Consider the following 13,393-nt stretch of genomic DNA (forward strand, 5'->3'; position numbering starts at 1 on the left):
ATTTTAATAAAAATTAGGCTTGTTCTGTTTCTTCGGGCTGATATATCGTTCTCGTTCTGAAAAATGCTCCGAAAAACACTGACAAAACTACGTAAAATATAAGAATTGCTGCAAAATATCCTGAAAAATGACTTGCGGTGAGCATATCTTTTCCTTTTACAGCTTCTGGAGTGAAGCTTTGTAGCCTCTCTTTATACTTCTGATCCAGCTCATCAATGTCTTTTTGATGTTTCATAATCTTTCTTGCTGAAGTATATTCTGTATCCAATTCCGACTTCTGTCTTTGAACATATTGGTAGTTCAAAAGCTTCTTGGCATCCGTATCTGCAAAGTTTAAAAAAGCATAAATACTGAAAATAGAAAGAATTCCTCCGATAAACATCGGAACGAAGGCTCTCTTGAAAGCTTCTTTAAAACTTACCACTCTATGGTTGTTCCAGTATAATTTTACAGACCAGAATGCGGCTCCTGCATACAAAAGAGGTAAAACAAACGCATTGGCTTTCAGTGATATATCAAAATAATTGATTCCTGAAAAAAAAGTATATACTACAAAGAAAACGATCATTGTAGCTATAAAAAGTATAATTCCTAGTGTTGATGGACTTTTCGTCATATTTAAATTTTTAGAAAAAAGTTGAAAAATTATTCCTCTAAATGTCAGCTGTTTAGCTTTACCACTGCATTTTTTCGACTAATTTTCTTTAATAAAGTTTTGAAGTTTACAAATATTTCCTACCTTTGCAACGGCAAGTCCTAAACAACCAGCTCCTGAGAATCCTCCAGGGTGGGAACGCAGCAAAGGTAATTGGTCGTAGCGGTGTGATTTAGGTAGCTTGCCATTTTTTTTTGGTTTAAAGTGAGAAGAGAGGTAATTTGATAATTATCTTTTTTTGTTTTTAATACCTTACGCATCATTTTCATTTTTCTAATTTTAGATTACCTCAATCTTAATTCTCTATTAAAATTCGAACGTCTCTCCCAGTTTTGGTAAAACAAGTTCTACATTTTTATCTGCGAAATGCTTTAATGCACTTTCATGATTGATCTCAATGGCAGGGAAAGTATCAAAGTGGCATCCAATTACCTTTGGAGTTTTCAATAATTCTGCTGCTGCAAAAGATGCTTTTCTCGGACACATTGTGTAGTGGCTTCCGATAGGAAGAATAGAAAGATCGATGTTACCATACAATCTTGGGAATAATTCCATATCTGCCATTACTCCTGTATCTCCAGCTAAATAAACATTCTTCCCTTCAGGAAGTCTGAAAATATACCCTACAGGAACGCCCCCATAGCTCCCATCAGGAAAAGAACTGGTGTGGTGAGCCGGAACCATGGAAATCTTAAGATCGTCGATTTTTGCCGATCCTCCTAGGTTCACATCGTCTGTATTCTTCGCTGATTTGAAATAACCGCATACTTCAGGCACTCCAATGATGGTTGCCTCAGGATAATGCTGTAACACTTCTCCTACATCCGCAATATGATCGCCATGCGCATGGGTCAACAGGATGTAATCGATTTTTTGAGCGGTAATATCAAAACCTGATTCCGCTTTTTTGTAATTGTAAAAAGGGTCACTCAAAATGGTCTTGTCCTTATAGGTGAACAAGAAACAATTTTGCCCTAAGAATTGTATTTTCATTTTAAATTTAATTTTAAAATTTTTAAACACAAATGACTCTAATGGTTTCACAATGAGATTTGTAAAAACATTCGTGTTATTTGTGTTTTAATTAAACGCAAATGCGTAGTTTATTTTAAATATTTCCCGAAACGGATTATTTCTGTGGGAATTTATCTTCAATTAAGTTGAGTTTAATTCCATGTTCCAGATAGGCTTTGCAACCATCTAAAACTGTCGTAAAACCACCTGTATTGTCATTAACCTGTCTTAAAAGATCTTCACCGCTCTGGTTTAATCCATAGCTTTTAATAACAACAAGGGTTCCTTTTTCCATTGTTTTAAACTCATAGTCCACATTTGTTGAAGGCGATCCCCATTCTGTCCTGATCAGCTCATTTGGAATAATCTGATGCACTTTCACTTCAGATTTTACACCATACATTTCCCATTCCCAGGTTACCGTTTTCCCTTCTTCTAATTTTCCGGTAGATTTTGTAAACCAGAAATTAGTAGTGATTTCAGGATTGATGAATGCTTCAAAGACATCTTCAATCGGTTTTCTGATAAGCATTTGCGCTTCAACATAGATTGTAGGACTCATGATATACTATTTTAGATTTAGTTAAATAAATTAAGTCCGGCTGCTGTAAGAATTGCCATTATAAATGTCATGATCCCAACCTGCTTTAAATATTGATCTAATTCTTTGGGCTCTTTAACTGACATGATACTTCTTCTCAGTTTTGCCAATGGAAACAACAGAATCATTACGATGAAAGCATAATAGTCTTGCGCCTGTATAAAACCGTTTACTCCTAAAAAAATAAGGATCAATACCAAAGGAAGCTGCAACAGGATCATTTCGTAGATCATTGCATTTTTGAATCCGATTCTTAATGCAAAACTATTTTTTCCTGATAGTTTATCACTTTCAATATCTCTCATATTATTAAGGTTTAAAACGGCCATACTCATCATCCCTACTGCAGTTCCGGGTAATAACATATCCCAGCTGAAAGTTTTTGTAAATAGGAAATAGCTACCACATACAGAAACAAGTCCAAAGAAGATAAACACGAAGATATCTCCCAGTCCCATATAACCATAAGGTTTTTTCCCTACTGTATATCCAATTGCTGCTAAAATGCTTGCTACTCCCAATCCTATGAAAATGTAAAATTCATTCATATAGTTTGGAATGAAAGCAACGTATAATAGTGCAATGGTAGCAATGAAAGATAATGCCGAGAACAAAATCACTGCATTTTTCATTTGCTTGGCCGTAATTTTTCCTGATGCTACGGCCCTTGCTTCTGCTTCATTAATTCTCTTTGCATCAGTTCCTTTTATTCCATCGCCATAGTCATTAGCATAGTTTGATAAAATTTGGTACAATAGTGTTACCAAAAGTGCCAGTGCAAAAATTTTCCAGTCCCAGATTCCTCCTTCTCTGTATAATCTCCACTTTGCAATGAATGCTCCCATTATAATTCCGCTAAGGGAAAGCGGCAAAGTTCTTAGCCTTGCGGCTTTTATCCAATCAGTCATATTATTTTCATGTATTCATGTAAAATGTATTCATATAAAATGATAAAAAACGACACCTATGTCATTAATACTCTTTACATGAATACCTCCTTACAATATTTACGATATCCATTTATCTTCTCCGAAGTTTGGCTTTCTTTTTTCAAGGAATGCATTTCTTCCCTCCTGAGCTTCTTCTGTCATATAAGCCAAACGGGTTGCTTCCCCTGCGAAAACCTGCTGACCTACCATTCCATCATCGGTAAGGTTCATGGCGAACTTCAGCATTCTGATTGACATTGGAGATTTTGCTAATATTTCTTGTGCCCACTCGTAGGCTGTATCTTCTAATTCTGCGTGGGGAACTACTTTGTTTACCATCCCCATTTCAAAAGCTTCCTGAGCTGAGTAGTTTCTTCCTAAAAAGAAAATTTCACGAGCTTTCTTCTGTCCAACCATTTTAGCAAGGTAAGCAGATCCGTACCCACCGTCAAAACTTGTAACATCTGCATCTGTTTGCTTGAAAATAGCATGTTCTTTACTTGCTAAAGTAAGATCGCAAACTACGTGAAGTGAGTGTCCACCACCAACTGCCCATCCTGGAACTACAGCAATCACAACTTTAGGCATAAAGCGGATCAAACGTTGAACTTCCAAAATGTTTAAACGGTGTCTTCCATCTTCTCCTACATACCCCTGATGCCCTCTTGCTTTTTGGTCTCCTCCACTACAGAAAGCCCAACCTCCGTCCTTGGGACTTGGCCCTTCTCCTGAAAGTAAAACTACCCCTATTGATGGGTCTTCGGATGCGTCATAAAAAGCATCATATAATTCTGAAGTTGTTTTAGGCCTGAAAGCGTTACGTATTTCCGGTCTGTTGAAAGCGATTCTTGCTACACCATTACATTTTTTATAGGTAATATCTTCGTATTCCTTGGCGGTTTTCCACTCAATCATCTTATTAAAATTTTTCTCAAAGATACGGAATTACAGAGAATTTCGGGGTTAAATTTATGGATCCACTTCATAAAAAATACATACAAATTTCATCTCTTAATACAAAAAACCGAAGCATTACTGCTTCGGTTTTTATTATTATTGAGTTACAAAATGCTTATTTTGCTCCAGCGCTAAGCTCAGCTTCTTTAGCTTTCATTTCCTTAACTTTATCTATGTTTTTTGTTACAACATAGATTTCTTTAAGTGTAGTAACTGCATCAATGTTCTTCGGATCTACTTTGTACCAGCTTTCTGCATATGGTAAAGCCTTAGCAAATCTTTCTCTTCTTGCATCAATTAATTTGGAAGCAGCGTCCGGCTTATCTTTTCTGGTTGCGTTGATTTCTGCTACTACCTTAGGATCATCTCCAATGGTTGTATACACTATATTCTGATAAGCATTAGCAAAGTCCGGTTTAAGCTCTATTGCTTTCTTGAAAGATGCTATCGCCTCTTCAACAGTAGCAGGAGTTTTAGCCTGCATTACTCCAAGATTATACCAGTTTGTAGCATCGTTAGGGTTCTTAGCCAATTGCTCTTTCAAACCTGCAACAAATTTGTCCATGTTTCCAGACTGAAGATATGCATTGGTTTGAGCTTCCTTCAATTTTGTATTGTTAGGGAATTTAGCTAATCCTTTCTCAATGATTACAAGTGCTTCATTTCCTTTCTTTGCATTAATAAGCAAAGTAGTTAAAGTTTCATACAAATCAGGTTCTACACTTGGTGTCTGCTCAGTTTTGAAATCAGAATAATCTGCATTTTTCTTCATAAGATCCCAAGTAGCCTTATCAAGGTTTACTGTCTGTCCGGATTTTTTTTCTTTTGCAGTATAAGTTGTCTCTACTCCAGTATACCCTGAGTTAATTAAATCTGTATATATTTTGATTGCTGCGTCATTGTTATTTGCCAATGCGTGGCTAAGACCTGCATAATACATATACATTTTATTATCCTGACCGTTTGCTTTCAGTAAGTCATAGATTTCTATAAACTTAGGTGCCGCTGCTGCATAGTTTTTTGCGTTGTACGCATCCATAGCAGCTTTGTTAGTAGCCTGAAGCTGGGCATTCACATCACCCTTTTGTCCAAAAGCAAAAGCGGAGGCTACGATAGCCATACCTAAAATTAGTTTCTTCATAATAACTATTTTATATTAATTGTACATTTATTCTTCAGAATCAGAATTCTCATTTCCCTCTGCTGTATTTTCATTTTCAGCCTGAGGTAGTTCAGTGTTTTCCTCGTTATCAGTTATTATTTCTGTTCCTTCTTCATTTTCTTCAGAATCTTCTTCTACATCTTTATCCATGGCTACTTTTGCAATGGCTGCAATCTCGTCATTCTTCTTAAGATTAATCAGTTTTACACCTTGTGTATTTCTTCCCATTACTCTCATTTCGTCCATCCCCATTCTGATGGCAACACCGGATTTATTGATAATCATCAATCCATCTTCGTCTGTTACGTTTTGAATAGCAATCAGATTTCCTGTTTTTTCAGTAATGTTTAGAGTGATTACTCCTTTTCCTCCTCTGTTCGTAATTCTGTAGTCTTCTACTGCTGTTCTCTTTCCATATCCTTTTTCAGATACCACAAGAACGGTTTCGTTTTCTACATCATTCACAACAATCATACCAATAGCCTCATCATTATCTTCCATTGCAATACCACGAACCCCGATAGAACCTCTACCTACTTCTCTTACTTTTTCTTCAGGGAAACGGATACATTTACCATTTTTAGTAGCAATCATGATCTCTGAAGTACCATTGGTAAGGTAAGCTCCTAATAATTGGTCATTATCTCTAATTTCAATTGCATTCACCCCATTTACTCTTGGTCTTGAATAAGCTTCCAATGATGTTTTCTTGATTGTACCATTCTTGGTTACCATCACTACACTCATTTGATTTACATATTCGGAATCCTTAAGGTTATTGGTTCTGATATAGGCCTTAATTTTATCATCCGGTTCAATGTTGATCAGGTTTTGTACTGCTCTTCCTTTGGCTGTTCTTGAACCTTCAGGGATCTCAAATACTCTTAACCAGTAACATCTTCCTTTTTCTGTAAAGAACAACATATATTGGTGGTTGGTTGCAGAAACAATGTACTCAAGGAAGTCAGAATCCCTTGTAGTTGCTGCTTTATTTCCTACGCCACCTCTACTTTGAATCTTATATTCTGAAAGCGAAGTTCTCTTTACATATCCTGCATGAGAAATGGTAAGAACCACTGCTTCGTTCGGAATGATGTCTTCGATGGACATTTCCCCTCCTGAATAATCAATTTCAGTTCTTCTTTCGTCGCCGTATTTTTCTTTGATTTCGATTAATTCATCCTTAATGATCTGGAATCTTCTTGGTTCATTAGCCAAGATATCTTCTAAATCACCAATCTCTCTCATAATAGCATCATACTCATCACGGATCTTATCAAGCTCCATTCCTGTCAAACGAGCTAATCTAAGATCTAGAATCGCCTGAGCTTGAATTTCTGAAAGTTCAAATGCTTCGATCAAGCCTTCTTTTGCAGCCTGAGGGTTAGCACTATGACGGATAATAGAAATAGCTCTATCTAATGAATCCTGAGTTCCAATTACTTTCATGAACCCTTCAAGGATGTGTGCTCTTTCTTTTGCTTTTTTAAGCTCATACTGAGTTCTTCTTACGATTACCTCATGTCTGTGCTCTACAAAGTGATGAATGATATCCTTTAGGTTCAACTGCTCCGGTCTTCCATGTACCAACGCAATATTATTAACGCTGAAAGAAGTCTGAAGTGATGTATATTTATATAAAAGGTTTAGAACAACGTTTGGAATGGCGTCGTTTTTCAATTCGTAAACAACACGAAGTCCTTTTCTATCCGATTCGTCTCTGATCTCGTGGATACCAGGGATTTTCTCATCTTTAACAAGCTCGGCTGTTCTTGCGATCATTTCTGCCTTGTTAACCTGATAAGGGATTTCAGTAACGATAATTGCGTTTCTGTTTCCGATTTCATCAAAGTTAACCTTAGCTCTTAAGACTACTCTACCTCTACCGGTATGGAAAGCATCTCTTACTCCGTCATAACCATAGATAATACCTCCTGTAGGGAAATCTGGTGCTATAATGTGCTGCATTAGCTCATCAATCGTAATTTCTTTATTATCGATGTAAGCACAGATTGCATCTACAGACTCTGACAGGTTGTGAGGCGCCATATTGGTTGCCATACCTACTGCAATACCAGAAGTACCGTTTACCAAAAGGTTTGGAACCTTAGTAGGCATTACCGTTGGCTCCTGCAAGCTGTCGTCAAAGTTATTCTGAAAATCAACTGTTTCTTTGTCTAAATCAGAAAGAACCTCATCTGAGATTTTTTTCAATCTTGCTTCGGTGTAACGCATTGCTGCCGGCGGGTCACCATCCATGGATCCAAAGTTACCTTGCCCATCTACCTGAGGATAACGTAAGCTCCAGTCCTGAGCCATCCTCACCATTGCATCATATACAGAGGAGTCTCCGTGCGGGTGATATTTACCCAAAACATCCCCAACAATTCTCGCAGATTTTAAATATTTTCTATTCGAAAAAACCCCTAGTCCATACATACCGTAAAGTACTCTTCTATGAACGGGCTTCAAGCCGTCTCTTACATCAGGTAGCGCTCTTGAAACGATAACCGACATCGAATAATCGATATAAGACGACTTCATTTCATCAACAATGTTGATAGGAATTAGTCTTTCTCCTTCTTTTTGCATAAACAAATTTTATTATAATGATAGTCAGACCCTTAGCTGAAAGTCTGAAAATTATTTATTTTGAATTTTTATTAACGGGCTAATTTACGAAAAAAATGCCGATTTTTGCGTTAGAATTTATCCACAAAATCTTAAAAATTCTTAAAATATGAGCCTATTAAGTATAACTTTCCACTGTACGAAAAATAATCTGGAAGAATGGGAAAATTATATTGATGAAACATTGGTTTTAATGACCGAAAATTTAATGGATGTCAGCAAATATATTCTTTCTGAAGTACACAGCGATTATATTGACGAGGGTAAAAATTACAACCTCCTTCTTATGTTTGATAATGATGAGCTTAGAAATGACTTTATTGAAAGTGAGCTAAAAAATATAGCTGAACATGTTGAGAATAAATTTGGGCAGGAAGTAATGATCTTCAATACTTTTTTAAATCCTAAGAAAAGCAGACTTTAAAATAGGAAACCCCTGAAATTTCAGGGGTTTTTATTTTTATAACGATACATTTTGTACTGTTAATATCTATTTCTTTTCTTAACCTGTCCAGGTGCATAATCTTTGGCGCTCCCTCCATATATTTTCTTCGCCTGTCCTGGCGGAAGTGGCTTAGCTCCATTCCCACGTCCATTATCGTGAACAACACATGATGCCAACATAAACACCACAACAAGGGCGCCTGTAATTTTAAACATACTTTTCATTATTTTCTCTTTTTCAAACTTAGGTATAGAATATAACAATGTTGATGCCAAATAATTCAAAGTTTAAGGTTCAAGGTTTACAGTTATTGTAAACTTCTTTTGAGAATTTATATTTCTATTGGTTACTATTTAGACGATTTCACTTCTCCTTTCCATCATCACCAGATCTTTCCACCCATCGTTGAGTTTTCCGATTTTTTTGCGAACCCCTACTATTGTGAAGCCGTTTTTCTGGTGAGCCTTGATGGCAATTTCATTTTCCGGAAAAATATTGGTCTGTAAAGTCCAGAATCCGTGATCCTCGCTATCCAAAATCAGCTTTTTAAGCAGAACCGAACCCAAACCCTTGCCTTGGTATTCATTATCAAAATAAATACTCACTTCTGCCACTCCTTTGAAGCACTCTCTTTTACTTACCGGTTTTAGGGCGCACCATCCTACTACTTCATTACTTTCATTTTCAAGCACCCAACGGCAGTCATTGAAATAAGCCATACTCCAGGCTTCAACAGTGGGAACTTCTGTTTCTAAAGTGGCAATACCACCGTCTACTCCCTGCCTGAAAATCTCCAGGACCCTTGCCTCGTCATTGGGAAGCATTTCTCTTAATTCGTAATTCATTGTATTTAATGGTATTTTCGTTTACTTTTTCTCTTGATTCTGGAATAGTGGGTCTGCTTACTTTTTTCATCCTCAGAAACCACACTGATATTTCCATCTACCTCCAGAACGGATAGTTTTACATTCTTAATTTGTTCTATCCCATGTTCTCTGATTGCCTCCTCCAACTCGCCCTGTGTAATCTTTACTCTGTTCAATGCTGCCTGATCCACCACACCATCTCTTATCAAAATCACGGGATCGTCCTCCATAAATGATTCAAAGGAACGATTGGAAAACATTAATCTTTTTAAGATAAAGTTAGCTGCAAACAAAACTAATGCCGCTACGATTCCGCCCTGCAATGAAGTATCAGGCCCTACCATGGCATTCTGAACAGCATTGGAAATAAGAAGCAGTAAAACAACATCTCCAGCGTTAAGTTGGGAAAGCTGATTTTTGCCAAACAAACGAATCGCGATTACCATGAAAAGGTAAACGCAAAGGGAACGAACCGCAACATTAAGAATAGAATCCACAATTTTTTTATCTAATTCAAATGTATTGATTTTTTGTTATTGTATTGATGTGTTCATGCAAAATGTATAATAACCATATCATTCATTAATAAATCCAGGGCCTTGGTATAAGATTTGCCGCTTATGCCTCAAAACCTATTAATGAAAAAGCGACTCTTCTTATATCTTGGTATTCTACTATTCTTTGTTTCTTGTGAAAAAAATAAATCACAAAGTACAACATCTTCCAATACCACCATTGAAAGCAAAGTAAATGAGCTTTACACAAAATATGGTAAGTCTAATGATGCTGTTTATAACCAACCTATTCTAGATAAATTATTTTCCCAAGATCTAAAAAAGACTTTAGAAAATGCCATTAATGCATCAAAAGCAGATATTGAAAAAGTAAAAAACAGTAATCACCCTGATGAAAAGCCTTTGCTATTTGAAGGAGCTATTTTTTCCAGTTTATACGAGGGATATACAAGTTATAAAATTCAATCCATTGCGGTGAATGGAAAAACAGCAGATGTAATGGTTCATTTTGAATATAATATGGCTTCTCCAAAAGTATCATGGGTAGATACAGTACATCTTATTGACTCCGATAAAGGATGGAAAATAGATAACATTACTTTTGATTCCATAGGGAGTTCCAAGGATCTTAAAGCAAGCCTGATTGAATTTACGAAAAGTATACATGAATAGAAAAGACCGCTTATAATAAGCGGTCTTAATTTTTTTTATGGACATTGAACGATTGGAATTTCGCTGCAAAAAACTTTGTCTGCCCATTCGCAATACGTACAATATTGTTTTGGTTGCCCTCCGTACACTGACTTCAAATCTGTCTTAGTCAGTTTCTTTAAATTTTTCATATAGTTTTAATTTATGGTTTGATAAAATTAAAACGAATTATTTTCTGACATATTACAAATTTGCCTATTAATTTTACAGAATTTTCATCTATAATATAAAAATAAAACAGATTCTAATATATAACTCAATCAATTAAAGACAGATACGATTTTTTTAAAGCTTTTTTGAGGGTTATCTGTTATGAATCTCCACGGTTACAGGCATTACGTAGGTATAAGCAACCATATTATCACTCATTTTTCTTTGATCTACTCTATAATCAAGATCACTTAAAACCGCTTCAATTTCTTTGCTTACGGTTTTGCAATCACCTGTTGAATGAACATTCACGATTTTTCCGTTTTTAGCGATATCAAATTTCACTACGGAATTGACTGTTCCTTGTCTATATTCAGGATTATCCAGATCAAAGTTTGACATCAATCGAGTTCTGATATCGTTAAAAGTCTCGCTCTTATTCAGTTGAATTTCCTGGATGGTATTATGATCTGTAGTTTGTGCCTGAGTTGTATTCATTACAGTAGCAAATCCAACAACAAAAAGTGACGCCAATAATATTTGAATTCTATTTTTCATAACTAGTTGGTTTTAAATGTTATACTAACCTTATTTTGTATCTCTTACCCAAAGTTATTAAAAATAATTCATATTAAATTCACTTTCAGTTAACATTGAGTTAACATTAGAATATAAAATACTAATAATCAATACAATATATTTTAAAAATAATTGAAAATTTAATATTGGAAGCTATTTTAACTACAAATTTGAATTTTAAATAAAAACTTAATATTTTAGTAAAAACAATAACTATTTAAATGAAAATTTCAAAAATCAAAATCTCCAAAGAAGAAACAAAAAAAGTAAATTTAAAAGAAATTGATTTAACTAAAAAACCTTTAGGATCAACAGTTGCTTTGGTTGGGAAAAATGGAGCAGGAAAATCAAGAATTTTAAAATTTGTAGAAAACTATTCCTCCTCTATTAATTTTGATAAATTTAATGAGGAACATATCACAAATTTACCATTAAGTTTAATACTTCCTTTTGAAAGTGATCTAAATCAAGCAAAAGGAATATATGAAAGTCTTATAAAACAAAAAATTTCTCCACAACAGATTAATAATAGCATAACAGATCAATTACAAAGATTTATAAGAAGATTCTCACAAATTGCTCCTGCTTATATAAAAGTAGTTGACAATGATGATTTAAAAATTATTAAAGATAAAATAAATAATAATTTAGACTTTGAAACAATTCTAAAAGGTGATTTTGGAAACATAGACTCTAAAATACCAAATTTAATTGAAAACCCACAAGCTGCTCCATTATCACAATTAAATCAGTTTACAGCTATAAACAATAAGACAACTGTTAATTACCTAAAGAAACTATCAACTGAGATAGTGTCTTATGAGTTTAATTTGTATCTGAAAAATAGAGAAAATACTGCCATAATTATAGAACAGATGAAAGAAAATGAATCTTATAAATTGTTTAATAATTTTCAAAAATATGTTAAAAAGTTTCTAGGCAAAGATTTTTCATATAGTCAAACAGCTGAAGGTGGTACCGTAAATAGTATTTTACATTTTAATAATGAGCCCTTTAATGTTGATTTATTATCTCCTGGGCAAAAAATGTTATTTGCATATGCCATTCTATTCTTTTATTTAGACACTAATTCAAAGACAAATATTAGAGAAAGTATAATAATTATTGATGAGCCTGAAAAACACTTACACCCCGAAGCACAGATCAAACTATTAGATGCTCTAAAAGATATTGTAAGTAAAAATGGACAATTATGGATTGCTACCCATTCAGTCCATATTTTATCTCATCTAGACTTCGATGAAATTCTAATGGTAAAAGATGATGAAATAATATCACCTTCAAGAACAACACCTGGCAATTCTTTTAATGAATTAATGGGCTTAGAAGAACATGTGATGGAATTAATATCCTTTATTAATTCTATTTCAGAATGGGCATATAGTAATTTTATGGTTCAATGTTTTAAAGATCCTGAAGTTATTTTTGGAACTAATATTAATGATCCTCAATTTAAATTATTTAAAGAGTTTATCCAAAATAAATCAGATATAAAATTACTTGATTTTGGTGCAGGAAAAGGGCGTATCGGCTATACTATTGGGGAAGATGAGACCGTTTCTGAGAGAATAAAATATAATGCCTATGAAATTGACAAGTCAAATTTTGAACTATTATCAAAAGTTCCTAATTTAGATACATTATACTCTACTGCAAATGAAATTCCAAGAAATAACTTCGACTGTATTATTTTGTGTAACGTTCTTCATGAAATAAATCCCGACAATTGGATTGAATCTTTAAATATAATTAAGGACTCTCTAAATCTCAATGGTTATTTAATTATTATCGAGGATCGATTTTTACCTAAAGGTGAAACAGCTCATGAATATGGATATATCATATTAGGGGCTGAGGAAACTAAAATTTTGCTTAACTCTAAGAATTCGATAGAATTAAAACTAAATGAAGCTAATTTTAAAGAAAGAATAATCTTCAATACTTTTCAAAAAAATGATATTAGTCCAGATAATGAATCATTGATAAAATCTTTGCAAAAACTTAAAGAAAATACTTTTAATAATATTAAGAAATTAAAGAAAGAAAAAAAAGATTTAAATCAAGGTAGACGTTTAGCTAATGAAACTCAATTATATATTAATTCACAATTATATTTAGAATCTCTAAATAAAGTTAAAAAGGGTGAAAGTTAACTTT

General features: G+C 34.2%; 15 protein-coding genes and 1 other RNA gene. 4 read left to right on the plus strand and 12 right to left on the minus strand.

Annotated elements, in window-relative coordinates:
- Positions 1 to 13: 13 nt before the first annotated feature.
- Positions 14 to 616: a DUF4199 domain-containing protein gene (locus EG359_RS03770; RefSeq protein ID WP_076351784.1), complete on the minus strand. Its 603-nt coding sequence runs from the start codon at positions 614 to 616 to the stop codon at positions 14 to 16.
- Positions 617 to 747: 131 nt separating this feature from the next.
- Between EG359_RS03770 and ffs the strand changes: the two genes are divergently transcribed.
- Positions 748 to 845, plus strand: an RNA gene (ffs, locus tag EG359_RS03775) — signal recognition particle sRNA small type.
- Positions 846 to 961: 116 nt separating this feature from the next.
- Here the strand turns inward: ffs and EG359_RS03780 are convergent.
- From EG359_RS03780 to gyrA, 6 genes are all read right to left on the minus strand, one after another.
- Positions 962 to 1,648, minus strand: a complete 687-nt coding sequence (locus EG359_RS03780) for a metal-dependent hydrolase (RefSeq protein ID WP_076351782.1) — start codon at positions 1,646 to 1,648, stop codon at positions 962 to 964.
- Positions 1,649 to 1,784: 136 nt separating this feature from the next.
- Entirely contained in the window at positions 1,785 to 2,231 is a 447-nt protein-coding gene (locus EG359_RS03785) for an SRPBCC family protein (RefSeq protein ID WP_084180281.1), read from the minus strand.
- 17 nt (positions 2,232 to 2,248) lie between these two features.
- Positions 2,249 to 3,178: a 1,4-dihydroxy-2-naphthoate octaprenyltransferase gene (menA, locus tag EG359_RS03790; RefSeq protein WP_076351778.1), complete on the minus strand. Its 930-nt coding sequence runs from the start codon at positions 3,176 to 3,178 to the stop codon at positions 2,249 to 2,251.
- A gap of 99 nt (positions 3,179 to 3,277) precedes the next feature.
- Entirely contained in the window at positions 3,278 to 4,114 is an 837-nt protein-coding gene (locus tag EG359_RS03795) for a 1,4-dihydroxy-2-naphthoyl-CoA synthase (protein WP_076351776.1), read from the minus strand.
- Between the two features lie 157 nt (positions 4,115 to 4,271).
- Complete coding sequence (locus tag EG359_RS03800) at positions 4,272 to 5,297, minus strand: tetratricopeptide repeat protein (protein WP_076351774.1); 1,026 nt, start codon at positions 5,295 to 5,297, stop codon at positions 4,272 to 4,274.
- A gap of 27 nt (positions 5,298 to 5,324) precedes the next feature.
- A complete protein-coding gene (gene gyrA, locus EG359_RS03805) occupies positions 5,325 to 7,910 on the minus strand; it encodes a DNA gyrase subunit A (protein WP_076351772.1) in 2,586 nt (861 codons plus the stop codon).
- A gap of 148 nt (positions 7,911 to 8,058) precedes the next feature.
- Here gyrA and EG359_RS03810 point away from each other — a divergent pair, with 148 nt between their 5' ends.
- Entirely contained in the window at positions 8,059 to 8,373 is a 315-nt protein-coding gene (locus EG359_RS03810) for a DUF4286 family protein (RefSeq protein WP_076351770.1), read from the plus strand.
- Between the two features lie 59 nt (positions 8,374 to 8,432).
- On the opposite strand, the gene EG359_RS03815 is transcribed toward EG359_RS03810, so the two are convergent.
- The 3 genes from EG359_RS03815 to EG359_RS03825 all read right to left on the minus strand — a co-directional run bounded on the left by EG359_RS03815 (position 8,433) and on the right by EG359_RS03825 (position 9,757).
- The gene (locus tag EG359_RS03815; RefSeq protein WP_228434912.1) at positions 8,433 to 8,573 is read right to left on the minus strand and encodes a quinol oxidase subunit 4; all 141 of its coding nucleotides are present in this window, start codon (positions 8,571 to 8,573) and stop codon (positions 8,433 to 8,435) included.
- Positions 8,574 to 8,747: 174 nt separating this feature from the next.
- Positions 8,748 to 9,239 (minus strand): GNAT family N-acetyltransferase, encoded by a 492-nt coding sequence (locus EG359_RS03820; RefSeq protein WP_076351768.1) that lies wholly within the window; start codon positions 9,237 to 9,239, stop codon positions 8,748 to 8,750.
- Positions 9,240 to 9,244: 5 nt separating this feature from the next.
- Positions 9,245 to 9,757: a DUF421 domain-containing protein gene (locus EG359_RS03825; RefSeq protein WP_076351765.1), complete on the minus strand. Its 513-nt coding sequence runs from the start codon at positions 9,755 to 9,757 to the stop codon at positions 9,245 to 9,247.
- A gap of 141 nt (positions 9,758 to 9,898) precedes the next feature.
- On the opposite strand from EG359_RS03825, the gene EG359_RS03830 reads away from it, so the two are divergent.
- Positions 9,899 to 10,447: a hypothetical protein gene (locus tag EG359_RS03830; RefSeq protein ID WP_076351763.1), complete on the plus strand. Its 549-nt coding sequence runs from the start codon at positions 9,899 to 9,901 to the stop codon at positions 10,445 to 10,447.
- Positions 10,448 to 10,482: 35 nt separating this feature from the next.
- Here EG359_RS03830 and EG359_RS22980 read toward each other — a convergent pair whose 3' ends face one another.
- On the minus strand, positions 10,483 to 10,617 hold the full coding sequence (locus EG359_RS22980) for a bacteriocin-like protein (RefSeq protein WP_076351761.1): 135 nt from the start codon (positions 10,615 to 10,617) through the stop codon (positions 10,483 to 10,485).
- Between the two features lie 172 nt (positions 10,618 to 10,789).
- Positions 10,790 to 11,194, minus strand: coding sequence for a hypothetical protein (locus EG359_RS03840; RefSeq protein ID WP_076351759.1), 405 nt, complete (start codon positions 11,192 to 11,194; stop codon positions 10,790 to 10,792).
- Between the two features lie 242 nt (positions 11,195 to 11,436).
- On the opposite strand from EG359_RS03840, the gene EG359_RS03845 reads away from it, so the two are divergent.
- On the plus strand, positions 11,437 to 13,389 hold the full coding sequence (locus tag EG359_RS03845; protein ID WP_076351757.1) for an AAA family ATPase: 1,953 nt from the start codon (positions 11,437 to 11,439) through the stop codon (positions 13,387 to 13,389).
- The last annotated feature ends 4 nt before the right edge of the window (positions 13,390 to 13,393 follow it).

The sequence above is a fragment of the Chryseobacterium joostei genome (assembly GCF_003815775.1).
Taxonomy (GTDB): Bacteria; Bacteroidota; Bacteroidia; order Flavobacteriales; family Weeksellaceae; genus Chryseobacterium; species Chryseobacterium joostei.

Bases quoted from the DNA above. Each gene is read 5' to 3' on its own strand.
- EG359_RS03795 (WP_076351776.1), bottom strand. From the start codon at position 4,114: ATGATTGAGTGGAAAACCGCCAAGGAATACGAAGATATTACCTATAAA.
- EG359_RS03845 (WP_076351757.1), top strand. From the start codon at position 11,437: ATGAAAATTTCAAAAATCAAAATCTCCAAAGAAGAAACAAAAAAAGTA.
- EG359_RS03830 (WP_076351763.1), top strand. From the start codon at position 9,899: ATGAAAAAGCGACTCTTCTTATATCTTGGTATTCTACTATTCTTTGTT.
- EG359_RS03820 (WP_076351768.1), bottom strand. From the start codon at position 9,239: ATGAATTACGAATTAAGAGAAATGCTTCCCAATGACGAGGCAAGGGTC.
- EG359_RS03770 (WP_076351784.1), bottom strand. From the start codon at position 616: ATGACGAAAAGTCCATCAACACTAGGAATTATACTTTTTATAGCTACA.
- EG359_RS22980 (WP_076351761.1), bottom strand. From the start codon at position 10,617: ATGAAAAATTTAAAGAAACTGACTAAGACAGATTTGAAGTCAGTGTAC.
- EG359_RS03815 (WP_228434912.1), bottom strand. From the start codon at position 8,573: ATGTTGGCATCATGTGTTGTTCACGATAATGGACGTGGGAATGGAGCT.
- gyrA (WP_076351772.1), bottom strand. From the start codon at position 7,910: ATGCAAAAAGAAGGAGAAAGACTAATTCCTATCAACATTGTTGATGAA.
- menA (WP_076351778.1), bottom strand. From the start codon at position 3,178: ATGACTGATTGGATAAAAGCCGCAAGGCTAAGAACTTTGCCGCTTTCC.
- EG359_RS03810 (WP_076351770.1), top strand. From the start codon at position 8,059: ATGAGCCTATTAAGTATAACTTTCCACTGTACGAAAAATAATCTGGAA.
- EG359_RS03840 (WP_076351759.1), bottom strand. From the start codon at position 11,194: ATGAAAAATAGAATTCAAATATTATTGGCGTCACTTTTTGTTGTTGGA.
- EG359_RS03800 (WP_076351774.1), bottom strand. From the start codon at position 5,297: ATGAAGAAACTAATTTTAGGTATGGCTATCGTAGCCTCCGCTTTTGCT.
- EG359_RS03780 (WP_076351782.1), bottom strand. From the start codon at position 1,648: ATGAAAATACAATTCTTAGGGCAAAATTGTTTCTTGTTCACCTATAAG.
- EG359_RS03785 (WP_084180281.1), bottom strand. From the start codon at position 2,231: ATGAGTCCTACAATCTATGTTGAAGCGCAAATGCTTATCAGAAAACCG.